Origin of the sequence: Shewanella sp. FJAT-52076 (assembly GCF_019457455.1) — a bacterium.
Classification (GTDB): domain Bacteria; phylum Pseudomonadota; class Gammaproteobacteria; order Enterobacterales; family Shewanellaceae; genus Shewanella; species Shewanella zhangzhouensis.
This window is the reverse complement of sequence record NZ_CP080415.1, coordinates 2,081,188-2,093,870: the sequence shown is the minus strand read 5'-3', so window position 1 is coordinate 2,093,870 and position 12,683 is coordinate 2,081,188. Positions and strand designations below refer to the sequence as shown.

Annotated in this window: 10 protein-coding genes; 2 read left to right on the top strand and 8 right to left on the bottom strand. The window is 52.4% G+C overall.

All coding sequences use genetic code 11. The features are described from left to right. Nucleotides 1-4: 4 nt before the first annotated feature. The 6 genes from lapB to aroA form a co-directional block, all read right to left on the bottom strand. The gene (gene lapB / locus K0H79_RS08965) at nucleotides 5-1,165 is read right to left on the bottom strand and encodes a lipopolysaccharide assembly protein LapB (RefSeq protein WP_220078004.1); all 1,161 of its coding nucleotides are present in this window, start codon (nucleotides 1,163-1,165) and stop codon (nucleotides 5-7) included. A gap of 1 nt (nucleotide 1,166) precedes the next feature. Beyond that, entirely contained in the window at nucleotides 1,167-1,469 is a 303-nt protein-coding gene (locus K0H79_RS08960; protein ID WP_220067694.1) for a LapA family protein, read from the bottom strand. Nucleotides 1,470-1,590: 121 nt separating this feature from the next. Next, nucleotides 1,591-1,878 carry an integration host factor subunit beta gene (gene ihfB / locus K0H79_RS08955; protein ID WP_011759850.1) on the bottom strand — a complete coding sequence of 96 codons (288 nt, stop codon included), beginning with the start codon at nucleotides 1,876-1,878 and terminating at the stop codon, nucleotides 1,591-1,593. A gap of 76 nt (nucleotides 1,879-1,954) precedes the next feature. After that, complete coding sequence (rpsA, locus tag K0H79_RS08950) at nucleotides 1,955-3,622, bottom strand: 30S ribosomal protein S1 (protein WP_203326981.1); 1,668 nt, start codon at nucleotides 3,620-3,622, stop codon at nucleotides 1,955-1,957. Nucleotides 3,623-3,722: 100 nt separating this feature from the next. Continuing rightward, nucleotides 3,723-4,418 carry a (d)CMP kinase gene (gene cmk / locus K0H79_RS08945; RefSeq protein WP_220067693.1) on the bottom strand — a complete coding sequence of 232 codons (696 nt, stop codon included), beginning with the start codon at nucleotides 4,416-4,418 and terminating at the stop codon, nucleotides 3,723-3,725. A 158-nt stretch (nucleotides 4,419-4,576) separates the two neighbouring features. Continuing rightward, entirely contained in the window at nucleotides 4,577-5,857 is a 1,281-nt protein-coding gene (gene aroA, locus K0H79_RS08940; RefSeq protein WP_220078003.1) for a 3-phosphoshikimate 1-carboxyvinyltransferase, read from the bottom strand. Between the two features lie 469 nt (nucleotides 5,858-6,326). Between aroA and K0H79_RS08935 the strand changes: the two genes are divergently transcribed. Further along, nucleotides 6,327-7,517 carry an amino acid aminotransferase gene (locus K0H79_RS08935; protein WP_220078002.1) on the top strand — a complete coding sequence of 397 codons (1,191 nt, stop codon included), beginning with the start codon at nucleotides 6,327-6,329 and terminating at the stop codon, nucleotides 7,515-7,517. Nucleotides 7,518-7,599: 82 nt separating this feature from the next. Here the strand turns inward: K0H79_RS08935 and serC are convergent, their stop codons facing one another. Together serC and gyrA are read right to left on the bottom strand one after the other, a co-directional pair. Further along, nucleotides 7,600-8,694, bottom strand: coding sequence for a 3-phosphoserine/phosphohydroxythreonine transaminase (gene serC, locus K0H79_RS08930; RefSeq protein ID WP_220078001.1), 1,095 nt, complete (start codon nucleotides 8,692-8,694; stop codon nucleotides 7,600-7,602). Between the two features lie 111 nt (nucleotides 8,695-8,805). Next, nucleotides 8,806-11,511, bottom strand: a complete 2,706-nt coding sequence (gyrA, locus tag K0H79_RS08925) for a DNA topoisomerase (ATP-hydrolyzing) subunit A (RefSeq protein ID WP_220078000.1) — start codon at nucleotides 11,509-11,511, stop codon at nucleotides 8,806-8,808. Between the two features lie 455 nt (nucleotides 11,512-11,966). On the opposite strand from gyrA, the gene ubiG reads away from it, so the two are divergent. After that, a complete protein-coding gene (ubiG, locus tag K0H79_RS08920) occupies nucleotides 11,967-12,680 on the top strand; it encodes a bifunctional 2-polyprenyl-6-hydroxyphenol methylase/3-demethylubiquinol 3-O-methyltransferase UbiG (protein WP_220067690.1) in 714 nt (237 codons plus the stop codon). Nucleotides 12,681-12,683: the final 3 nt, after the last annotated feature.

Here is a 12,683-nt window from a genome sequence, read left to right as displayed (position 1 = left end):
AAGGTTATTCGCCGTCCAATCCTTTCACCCGGGCAATGCTGCCCCAGGATTTACAGGAAGGGCAATGCCAGTAGAGTGCGTGTGACGGAAAGCCACAGGACTTACAGCGATAGGCGGGACGGAATTTTATTTGTTGTTCGACCAATTGTTCAAGTAAAGAAAGGCTTTCTTTCGCCTGCCCTTCCTCGGCTTGGGCTAAATGCAGCTTCATCAGTTCGGAGAAGCCTTTCATACTGGGCTGCCGATAGAGGTTATCCAGCAGCATTTTTTCAGCCATTTTTATCTGGCCTCTGGCGACCATTTCTTCTGCCAGTGCCACCACGACTGACGCGCCGCCACCATTGGCGAGCGCCTGCGCCAGTAATTCGCGATACCCTTCCTTATCATTGAGGTCGGCGTATACCTGGCGGGCAATTTTAATACCGTCAGCAAAGAGTAAAACATCGACTTCAGCAAGGCTGGTCAACATGGCGGCAGCATCGCTCAATCGCGCTTCATCGAGATGCAGTTTAGCCAGGGTTAGCAGCACCCGGCCGCAATTTGGGTCTTGCTTGAGCGCCTGGCTCAAAAGCTTTTGCTTTTCATCTGCGGTTTTGGCTTCGTCCGCTAGCTGACAGTAGAAATGGGCGACAATGGGTTTTAAGGATTGCTGGCGCTTTTTAGAGAGCCCCTTGGTGATATCGATGGCCTTTTGCCATTCCTTGATGATCTGATAGATGGCAATAAGCTGATTTTCAGCTTCTTCGCTGTGATCATCTTCTTTAATCAATGCCAGGAATATTTCTTCGGCCCTGTCGTAGAACCCGGCTGCCATGTAGTCTTTGCCAAGCTCCATCATGGCCGCATCGCGCTGCTCTGTGGTTAAACTTGGGCGGGCGATGAGGTTTTGATGGATACGAATGGAGCGGTCGACTTCACCGCGCTTACGAAACAGCGCACCCAGGGACATGTGGGTGTCTATGGTTTCATCATCCACATCCAGCAGGCTGATGAATAAATCTACAGCTTTGTCGGATTCGTTGGAGAGCAGGTAATTCAGGCCGGTGAAATAATCGCGGCTGAGCTTTTTACGTTGGTGATGCTGGTTCTGACGTAAACTGCGACGTCCCATATACCAACCGTATCCGGCGGCAATGGGCAGCAGCAGAAACAGAATTTCCAGCATATCAGGACTTCACTTCACCCGAAGAAACCAGAGGAGCCGGATTGGTCGCGGTCTGCGGCTCGAGTTTCTGTAACTTCCGATTTGCCCGGGAAAGCGCATACTTGAGTTTGCCGATGTGGTACACAGCAAAACACCAGCACAGCAGGAAACCGGCAAAAAATACGCTCGCGAGAACGACGGGTAATCGAAACTCACCCTGCGCCACAAAATAGTTGATGGTGACAAGCTGCTCGTTGCGTGAACCAAGCAGTAATGCCAATACGAACAACAGAGCAATGACCAAGGCCACAAAAAATCCTTTCACGGCTGCCTCCTTAACGCATGTCAATGGGCTGATTATCCAAGAATTTCACTTGGCTGACCAGTGTCTGTAGTACGGATAAACAAAAAAGCCTCCACAGGGAGGCTTTTTTAATCAACGTGTCTTAGACGTTAACAGCGTCAACACGCTCGCGCAGCTCTTTGCCGGGCTTAAAGTGCGGAACGTACTTGCCTTCCAGCTCGACTGATGTACCAGTCTTGGGATTGCGGCCAGTACGAGGCGCACGATAATGAAGTGAGAAACTGCCAAAGCCGCGGATCTCGATACGCTCACCGCTTTCCAGCGTAGTGGCCATCTGTTCCAGCATTTCCTTGACTGCACTCTCTACTTCTTTCGCCGACAGTTGCGACTGCCTTGTGGCGAGTTTTTCGATCAGTTCGGATTTAGTCATCCTAGCTACCCCTATTATCAAGCCAAACACAGCCGCGATGAGGGAGCGGGAAATCCAACTCCCTCATATTTGGCAATTACTTACGAGCGGCCTTGAACGCTTCGGCCATAGCATTACTAATAACAGCGTCGTCTGACTTGTTCAAGTTTGCCATAACTTCTTTTTCGTCAGCTTCGTCTTTTGCACGGATAGACAGGCTCACGTTGCGGTTCTTGCGATCCACACCCATGAACTTGGCTTCAACGGCATCACCAACTGCGAACACAGTAGAAGCGTCTTCTACGCGGTCACGGCTGATGTCAGCAACACGGATGTAACCTTCAACGCCTTCAGCCAGCTCAACAGTCACACCTTTGGCGTCAACAGCAGTCACGGTACCGTTAACGATAGCACCTTTCTTCTTGTCGCCAACGTAGCCGTTGAATGGATCGTCTTCAGTCTGCTTCACGCCCAGGCTGATGCGCTCACGCTCTGGGTCAACAGACAGTACAACGGCTTCGATTTCGTCGCCTTTCTTGTACTCGCTAACGGCTTCTTCACCGGTGGCGTTCCAAGAAATGTCAGACAGGTGAACCAGACCGTCGATACCGCCGTCCAGACCGATGAAGATACCGAAGTCAGTGATAGACTTGATCTTACCGGAAACCTTGTCGCCCTTGTTGTAACGGTTAGCGAAGTCTTCCCATGGGTTGGTCTTGCACTGCTTGAGACCCAGAGAAATACGACGACGCTCTTCATCGATGTCCAGAACCAGAACTTCAACTTCGTCACCCAGGTTAACAACCTTGGATGGGTGGATGTTCTTGTTGGTCCAATCCATTTCAGAAACGTGTACCAGACCTTCAACGCCTTCTTCGATTTCAACGAAGCAACCGTAGTCAGTCAGGTTGGTTACGCGACCGGTCAGACGAGTGTTTTCTGGGTAGCGCTTGCTGATTTCCAGCCATGGGTCTTCACCCAGTTGCTTCAGACCCAGAGAAACGCGAGTACGCTCACGATCGTACTTCAGAACTTTCACATTGATTTCATCACCAACGTTCACGATCTCGGATGGGTGCTTAACGCGCTTCCAAGCCATGTCAGTGATGTGCAGCAGGCCGTCTACGCCGCCCAGGTCAACGAATGCACCGTAGTCAGTGAGGTTCTTAACGATACCTTTAACGGCTTGACCTTCCTGCAGGTTCTCCAGCAGAGCGTCGCGCTCAGCGCTGCTCTCAGACTCGATAACTGCACGACGGGAAACAACAACGTTGTTGCGCTTCTGGTCCAGCTTGATAACTTTGAATTCCAGCTCTTTGTTTTCCAGGTGAGCAGTGTCGCGCACAGGGCGAACGTCAACCAGAGAGCCTGGCAGGAACGCACGGATACCGTTCAGTTCAACGGTGAAACCGCCTTTAACCTTGCCATTGATGATACCGATAACGGTCTCAGCATCTTCGTAAGCTTTTTCCAGAACGATCCAGGCTTCATGGCGCTTGGCCTTTTCGCGAGACAGTTGAGTCTCACCGAAACCGTCTTCTACAGAGTCCAGAGCTACGTCTACCTGGTCGCCAACGGCGATTTCCAGAACGCCTTGGGCATTCTTGAACTGCTCGGCAGGGATTGGGCTCTCAGACTTCAGACCGGCGTCAACCAGTACCAGGCCGTTTTCGATGGCAACTACAGTACCACGAACGATAGAACCTGGACGGAACTCCAGTTGTTGAAGGGATTGTTCAAACAGATCAGCAAAAGATTCAGTCATGTTAAGTTACTTTAAGTAATAAACCAGCGACCATCCTGGACGTTGGAGTCAGTAGTTATATCCGCTTCATCCGTGAAGCGAATTCCTATACGCCCCCGGCTTACAAGCCAGATGCGGATAATCTGTCATTGATGTGGGCCACACATTGGGCGAACACATCGTCTATGCCAATACCCGTGGTGTCAATCACCAGGGCATCATCAGCGGGAACCAGAGGCGCAACCGGGCGATTCATATCGCGGTCATCGCGTTCCTGGATCTCGGCCAAAAGGCGGTCGATTTTAACATCGAAGCCCTTGTCCTGCAACTGATTATAGCGTCTCTGCGCCCGCTCTTCGGCAGATGCAGTAAGATAAAGTTTGGCAGGTGCTGTTGGAAAAACCACAGTGCCCATGTCGCGACCATCGGCAATCAGCCCAGGTGCCTGACAAAATGCACGCTGCCTGCGCAGCAGAGCTTCCCTGACGCGCGGGAATGCCGCGACTTTGGAAGCCGCATTGGAGCATTCCTGGGTGCGAATGGCACCGGTCACATCCTCACCTTCGAGCACCACCTTGATGGCGTCTTTGTCACCACCGGCCAGAAACTGCACATCCAAATGCGCGGCCAGCAGGGTGATGGCTTCTTCGTTTTCAAGTTCAACGTTATGGTGCAGCGCAGCCAACGCCAATACGCGATAAATGGCACCGCTATCGAGTAACTGCCAGCCATAGTGTTTGGCAAGCAAATGGGCAATGGTACCCTTACCGGCACCACTGGGGCCGTCGATAGTCACTACTGGAGCCCTTTCAGACATAAAATCCTCCACAATAGACATATCATCTTCCATGAATGCTATGGGTTCACCGAAAATGAGCGGGCGGCATTATACATCAAGGCCTGATAAAGATCCGTGTAAATTTTCGGCAAAAGAATGGGCCATCAGATGACAGCCCATTTTTACCGCATTCAGACTTATTCAGCTAAGTTAGCGAAGCGATTGAAATAATCTGGAAATGTTTTTGAGGTACAGCCGGGGTCGTTAATTGTCACACCGCAATCGGCGAAGGCCAGCAGTGAAAAACACATGGCCATGCGGTGATCGTTATAGGTATCGATTTCGGCATGGACAGGCTTGGCCGGCGGTGTGATATGGATGTAATCGTGCCCCTCTTCCACAACAGCGCCGACTTTTCGAAGCTCAGTCGCCATGGCGGCCAGACGGTCGGTTTCCTTGATGCGCCAGTTGTAGATGTTGCTCATCCGGGTTGGTCCCTTGGCAAACAGTGCTGCGGTGGCTATGGTCATGGCCGCATCGGGAATGTGGTTCATGTCCATATCGATGCCGTGAAGCTTGCTGCCACGGGCGATAATGTAATCGTCACCCCATTCGATGTCGGCGCCCATGGCGGCAAGGGCATCGGCAAACTTCACATCGCCCTGCACCGCCAGACGGCCAACGCCGGTAACCTTGACTTCACCGCCACCAATGGCACCGGCTGCGAGAAAGTAAGAAGCTGACGATGCATCCCCTTCAACCAGTACTTTGCCCGGTGACACATAGCGCTGTCCGGCAGCAATTTCAAAGCGCTGATAGTTGTCGTTGACGACTTTTACCCCAAATTTGGCCATCAAATCCAGGGTGATATCGATATAGGGCTTGGAAACCAGCTCGCCTTTTACCGCGATGGTCACTGAGTCCTTCGCGAGGGGGGCCACCATTAAAAGTGCCGTCAGAAACTGGCTTGAGAGGCTGCCATCGATTTCCACCACACCGCCGGCAAGCCCTGTGGCATTAATGGTGAGCGGCGGAAAGCCATCGTTTTTAAGGTAACGGATATCGGCGCCAAGTTGACGCAGCGCATCCACCAGGTCGCCAATGGGGCGCTCTTCCATGCGCGGCTCACCGGTGAGGGTAAATTCGCCGGTTCCCAGAGTCAGCGCCGCGCACAAAGGTCGCATCGCCGTGCCGGCATTACCCAAAAACAGCTCAAAGGCTTTATCGGCATGAATGGGGCCGCCAAGGCCCTTAAGAGTGCACAGGGTCTTGTCATCTGACAGGGTGAAGCTTACGCCAAGGCATTTCAGAGCACTCAGCATATGGCGAATATCGTCGGAATCGAGCAGGTTCACCAGGGTGGTTTCGCCGCTCGCCAGGGTTGCCAGCAGCAAGGCGCGGTTTGAGATACTTTTGGAGCCGGGGATGTTCACTTCCCCGTTGACCCGGGATACGGGCTCAAGACGTAATTGTTCCATTTCTCGTACTTCTCATTAAAAGCGAGTGAAGGCCGGATTGGCCGAAGTTGGCAAGGCTTTGCTACAACGCTGTAAGCCCTGCGTTACGTTTGAGGAAAAAACGATCCCTTTTGAGTCTTCGTGGTAATTAAATTACTGATCCCGCGCCGCGATTCAACCGTTTTTCAGTAAAAAATGGCGGATTGATGCTGATTTTTGTTCAATCAACACAAAATCCGCAAAAAACTGCCCCAAAAGTCGCTCAGGATTGCAAGATTTGTTGCCATTCGCGCAACTGCCTTTTCAATCATGGCGGGATTTGCAGTTATGGCTCTTTTTCCCGGCAACCCTTTCAGGCTATGCTAGGGCATTCTGGTCATGCTTGGCACAGGCATCAGGCTTGGCGGTAACCACGCCACAGATTTCCCGTGCAAGCAGTTATACCTTTCCCTGCGGCTTTACCAACAACGATTACAAGGTAGAAGGAATTATGTTTGAGCATCTTTCGGCGTTGCCTGCCGATCCCATTCTGGGTCTGTTGACCAAATACCGCGAAGACAGCCACCCACAGAAAGTCGACCTCGGCGTGGGTGTATATAAGGATCCCGCCGGAAACACGCCGATCCTCGATTGCGTTAAAACGGCCGAGAAGCTGCGTACCGATTCTGAAACCACCAAGGTCTACATTGGCCCCACAGGCTCTGGGCCCTTCAATGAGTTGATGAACGCATTGGCCTTTGGCGCAGATCATCCGGTTGTTCAGACCCGCCGTATTCGCACCGTGTCTACCCCGGGCGGCACCGGCGCCCTGCGTGTAGCCGCTGAATTCATCGCCAAATGCAAACCCGGCGCCACCATTTGGGTGAGCGACCCCACCTGGGCCAACCACACAGGGCTGTTCCAGGCAGCTGGCTTAACCGTAAAAACCTACCCCTATTACGATTACGACAATAAATGCCTGAAGTTTGATGAGATGCTTACAGCGCTTAAGCAGGTTGGCGCAGAAGACGCTGTACTGCTGCATGCCTGCTGCCATAACCCATCGGGCCAGGATTTAAGCACGGCCCAGTGGGATGCCGTGGTCGAGGTTGCCAAAGACAAAGGCTTCCTGCCCTTTATCGACATGGCCTATCAGGGCTTTGGCGATGGGGTGGATGAAGATGCCTACGGCGTACGCGCGATGGCTGCCGCTGTTGAGAACATGGTGCTCGCCTCTTCCTGCTCGAAAAACTTCGGCCTGTACCGTGAGCGCATTGGCGCCTGCTCCATCATTGGTAAAGACAGCGCCCAGGCTGACGTGTCGCTGTCGGTGCTCTTGTATGTGGTGCGCTGCATCTACTCCATGCCACCGGCCCACGGCGCTGCCATTGTGGAAACCATTCTGGGCTCAGCTGAGCTCAAGGCCCAGTGGCTGGATGAACTGAAAGTGATGCGCGATCGCATCAACGGCAACCGCGCCATGCTGGTCAACAAGCTGCACGCCCTGGGCGCCAGCCGCGACTTTTCCTTTATCGCCCGTCAAAAAGGCATGTTCTCCTTCCTCGGCATAAGCGAAGCTCAGGTAAACACTTTGATGAAGGACTACAGCATTTACATGGTAGGCTCAAGCCGCATCAGCATTGCCGGAATAAGCGAAGATAACGTGGATTATCTGGCCAAATCCATTATCGCCGTGCTGTAACCAATGAGTACACCGATAACAAAAAGGACTGCCGAGACAGTCCTTTTTTATTAAGCGATTTCTTTTCAGACGATACGAGTTGTCAGCCGGCGTGCCTGGCAGCAAAGGCCTGCATAAAGCTCACCAGTGCATCTACGCCTTCCAGCGGCATGGCGTTGTAGATACTGGCACGCATGCCACCCACAATGCGGTGGCCTTTAAGCGCCACTAAACCTAAGGCTTCGGCTTCTTTGAGGAACTCCTTATCGAGCGACTCATCGGCCAGTTGGAAGGTCACATTCATCTGCGAGCGGTTTTCAGGCGCCACGCCGTTTTTGTAGAAATCCAGACTGTCGATGCAGGCGTAGAGGCGCCGCGCCTTTTCGGCGTTAACCTCGGCCATGCCCTTTATCCCGCCAACCGATTTCAGCCACTTGAACACTTCGGCAGCCAGATACCAGGCAAAGGTCGGCGGTGTGTTGTACATGGAGTCGTTTTCGGCGGTCAGGCGATAGTCCATGATGGAAGACTGAGTCAGCTGCGGCAGCTCCAGCATGTCTTTACGCACAATCACAATGGATAAACCCGATGGACCAATGTTCTTTTGGGCACCGGCATAGATAAGGGCGAAGCGGCTGACATCAATCTCCCGTGACATTATGTTGGAGGACATATCCGCCACAATCGGCCAGGGACTTTCGATATCATCAAAAATTTCGATACCATCGACTGTCTCATTGGGGCAATAGTGCAAATAACGGTATTCGCTGCCATCACCTGTCAGTGCAGGAATGACTACCTTATTCATTCCAATCACTTTTTCTACCACATTGATGACATCAATATTGTCATCACCGGCAAGCTTTTTCGCCTCTTCGGTGGCGGCTTTCGACCATTGTCCGCTAACGAGATACAGGGCTTTACCGTTATCACCTAAAAAATTATTCACAACAGCAGAAAACTGACCACGACCGCCGCCATGCATAAAAAGCACATGGTAGTTGTCGGGGATTTTCATCAGCTCGCGCAAATCGGCTTCCGAGTCTTTGGCCAGTTGAATGAAGGGCGCACCGCGGTGGCTTACCTCCATCACAGAAACCCCCTGCCCGTTCCAGTCCAGCAACTCAGCTTGTGCCTTCTTCATCACGGCAGCCGGCAACATCGCCGGTCCGGCACAGAAATTATAAACCGCGCTCACTCATGATCTCCTTGCTAGCCTTTGGTGATACCCGTAGGTAGTCACACGTTTGGAAAAATAAAAAATCTGTTTGGCAAAAAAAACGAGCGCCCATTGGGCGCCCGTCTTCAATTATGCCTCGTCGTTGGCATCGTCTGTCGGCTGTGTATCAGCTTCGGCGATGATGTCGCCTTCGGCGCCTTCAACACCCTCTTCCAGATATTCGCTGCCGTCATCCTGTATTTCATCGATACGCTGCAGACCAACAACCTGCTCGTCATCCGCGGTACGGATGATGGTCACGCCCTGGGTGTTACGGCCGATGATAGACACGCCGTTGGCAGGGGTACGCACCAGGGTACCCTTGTCACTGATGAGCATGATTTCATCGTTTTCGCCCACCTGCACGGCGCCAACCACAGGGCCGTTACGCTCGGTGACCTTGATGGATACCACACCCTTGGTGGCGCGGCTCTTGGCTGGGTATTCAGCAAGCTCGGTACGCTTACCAAAGCCGTTGGCTGTCACAGTCAGAATGGCACTGTCGTCTTTCGGTACAATCAGCGACACCACACGTTGACCATCTTCCAGGGCAATACCACGCACACCTGTGGCACCACGGCCCATGGGGCGCACGCCCTTGAAGTTGATTTGCGGCTTGCCTTCTTCATCCAGCAAAGGGTTGCCGTTTTCATCAACTACTGCAACTTCTTCGCCTTCTTTGAAGCGCACAACTTTACCGGCGTCAGAGAACAGCATGATTTCGCTGCTGCCGTCAGTAATATCCACGCCAATCAGCTGATCGCCGTCTTTGAGGTTCACAGCAATAATACCGTTGGAACGTGGACGGCTGTACTCGGTCAGGGCAGTCTTCTTCACGGTACCGTGAGAAGTGGCCATCAGGATGTACTTGCCTTCTTCGTATTCACGCACCGGCAGAATCGCGGTAATGCGCTCACCTTCCTGCAATGGCAGCAGGTTAACGATTGGGCGACCACGGGCCTGACGGCTTGCCAGAGGCAACTGGTATACCTTAAGCCAGTAGAGCTTACCGAAGTCAGAGAAGCACAAAATGGTATCGTGGGTGTTGGCAACGAGCAGTTTTTCAACGAAATCTTCGTCTTTCACCTTGGTCGCGGCCTTACCCTTACCACCACGGCGCTGGGCCTGGTAGTCGGTCAGCGGCTGATACTTGGCGTAGCCGAGGTGCGACAGGGTCACTACCACGTCTTCTTCGTTAATCAGATCTTCAAGGCTGATGTCCACGGCAGAGGCGTTGATTTCAGTGCGGCGGTTATCGCCAAACTGCTCAAGAATAAGCTCAAGCTCTTCTTTGATGACTTCCATCAGACGCTCTGGGCTTCTGAGGATGTGGAGCAAACCGGCAATGATTTCCAGCAGCTCTTCGTATTCCTGCAGGATCTTCTCGTGCTCAAGACCAGTCAGCTTGTGCAGACGCAGGTCCAGAATCGCCTGGGCCTGTGGCTCGGTCATAAAGTAGAGACCGTCGCGAATACCAAACTCTGGCTCCAGCCACTCTGGACGGGCGGCGTCGTCACCGGCCTTCTCCAGCATGGCTTTTACTGTGCCGAGCTCCCAACCCTTGGCAATCAGGCCTGCCTTGGCGTCGGATGGACTGGCAGAGGCCTTGATAAGGGCAATGATGGGGTCGATATTGGCAAGGGCAACCGCCAGCGCTTCCAGAATGTGGGCGCGGTCGCGGGCCTTACGCAGTTCATACACGGTGCGGCGGGTAACCACTTCACGGCGGTGCAGAATAAAGGCTTCCAGCATCTCCTTGAGGTTAAACAGCTTTGGCTGACCATTGGCCAGTGCCACCATGTTGATGCCGAAGGAAGACTGCATCTGGGTTTGGGCGTAGAGGTTATTCAGAACCACTTCGCCTACTTCACCGCGTTTGATTTCAATCACGATACGCATGCCGTCCTTGTCGGACTCGTCACGCAGACCACTGATGCCTTCAATCTTCTTGTCTTTTACCAGCTCGGCGATTTTTTCAATCAGACGGGCCTTGTTCACCTGATACGGGATCTCGGTGACAATAATACGCTCGCGGCCGTTGTCTTCGGTTTCGACTTCGGCGCGGGCACGCATGATGGCCTTGCCGCGACCGGTACGATAGGCTTCTTCTATGCCTTTTTTGCCATTGATAATGGCGGCAGTCGGGAAGTCTGGGCCCGGGATGTACTCCATCAACTGCTCGATGGATAGTTCAGGCTCTTCAATCAGCGCGAGACAACCTTTAACCACTTCGGTCAGGTTGTGGGGCGGAATATTGGTGGCCATACCCACGGCGATACCGGATGAACCGTTCACCAGAAGGTTAGGAATCTTGGTAGGCAATACCGCAGGGATTTGTTCTGTGCCGTCGTAGTTGGGCACAAAATCTACCGTTTCTTTATCCAGATCAGCCAGCAGCTCATGGGCCAGCTTTTCCATGCGGATTTCGGTGTAACGCATTGCTGCTGCGGCGTCGCCGTCGATAGAACCGAAGTTACCCTGACCGTCTACCAGGGTGTAACGCAACGAGAACGGCTGGGCCATACGAACTATGGTGTCGTACACAGCGCTATCACCATGAGGGTGGTATTTACCGATAACGTCACCGACCACACGTGCCGACTTCTTATAAGGCTTGTTCCAGTCGTTTTTAAGTTCGTTCATCGCGAACAGCACACGGCGATGCACAGGCTTAAGGCCGTCACGCACATCCGGCAGTGCCCGTCCTACGATCACGCTCATGGCGTAATCCAGGTACGAATTCTTGAGTTCGTCTTCGATGTTAATTGGCGAAATAGATGAAGCCAAATCAGTCATAAACTGCTCGATCCCCTGAAAATTAGCTGACAAGTCGTTTTCCGTGTCATTGTCGAGCCTTCAAACGTGATTTGGCATTCTAACACAGTAATTTAATGTCGAAACCCCCTCGTCCAAATCTCCTTAAGACTGTGATCAATGCAGTTCTGCCGCCGAGACATTTCATCCGTATATTTCGCTATTTTTCATTGAGATAGAGGGTTTATACCTTCAAACTGATTGGTCAGTAGTTAGACAAGATCAGCACAAGGCCTTTGGCCCTATTCCATGATTGGCTAATTTTTGGACCAAATGCAGCAACAAGGGTGCGAAAACTCAAAAATTTGCACGAAAACCCTGCTCGATTTTGCTTGCTACTTCGTTTACTGCCCGGAATAGATATAATGGCGCTACCTAATTGATTTATTCCGCCCAAACGCCTTTTGGTGGGTTGAGCTAAGGTTACCGGGGACGCTATGTCAGAAGCCTTAAACGTCGATATTCAGGAAATCGCCAAATTTGAAAAGATGGCCGCCAGTTGGTGGGATCCCGATGGCGAATTTAAACCCCTTCATCAACTTAACCCGCTGCGACTGAATTACATCGATCAAACTTCAGGCGGACTCTTCGGCAAAAAAGTGCTGGATGTAGGCTGCGGCGGAGGCATTCTCTCTGAAAGCATGGCCCGCCTCGGTGCAACGGTTACCGGCATCGATATGGGCAATGAACCGCTGGAAGTGGCGAGATTACATGCCCTCGAGACTGGTGTATCCCTCAATTATGAGCGCTGCACTGCAGAAGAGCACAGAGAGTCCAATAAAGAAGCCTATGATGTGGTCACTTGTATGGAAATGCTCGAGCACGTTCCGGATCCCCTGTCGGTGATAGCCGCCTGCTGTGACATGGTCAAACCGGGTGGGTATGTGTTCTTCTCCACCATTAACCGCAACTTGCGCTCTTATGTGGAAACCATTCTCGGTGCCGAATACCTGCTGAAAATGCTACCTGTGGGAACACACGATCACGGCAAATTCATTCGCCCTTCTGAGCTTATCGCCATGGTCGACCAAACCGAACTTCTCTGTAAAGACGCCACCGGTGTGACCTACAACCCGATCACCGGCACTTTCCGCTATACCAACAGTGTTGAAGTCAATTACATGATTGCAACGGTAAAACCCCTTGAGTGAGCG

Bases quoted from the DNA above. Each gene is read 5' to 3' on its own strand.
- gyrA (WP_220078000.1), bottom strand. From the start codon at position 11,511: ATGACTGATTTGGCTTCATCTATTTCGCCAATTAACATCGAAGACGAA.
- rpsA (WP_203326981.1), bottom strand. From the start codon at position 3,622: ATGACTGAATCTTTTGCTGATCTGTTTGAACAATCCCTTCAACAACTG.
- aroA (WP_220078003.1), bottom strand. From the start codon at position 5,857: ATGGAACAATTACGTCTTGAGCCCGTATCCCGGGTCAACGGGGAAGTG.
- ihfB (WP_011759850.1), bottom strand. From the start codon at position 1,878: ATGACTAAATCCGAACTGATCGAAAAACTCGCCACAAGGCAGTCGCAA.
- K0H79_RS08935 (WP_220078002.1), top strand. From the start codon at position 6,327: ATGTTTGAGCATCTTTCGGCGTTGCCTGCCGATCCCATTCTGGGTCTG.
- cmk (WP_220067693.1), bottom strand. From the start codon at position 4,418: ATGTCTGAAAGGGCTCCAGTAGTGACTATCGACGGCCCCAGTGGTGCC.
- ubiG (WP_220067690.1), top strand. From the start codon at position 11,967: ATGTCAGAAGCCTTAAACGTCGATATTCAGGAAATCGCCAAATTTGAA.
- lapB (WP_220078004.1), bottom strand. From the start codon at position 1,165: ATGCTGGAAATTCTGTTTCTGCTGCTGCCCATTGCCGCCGGATACGGT.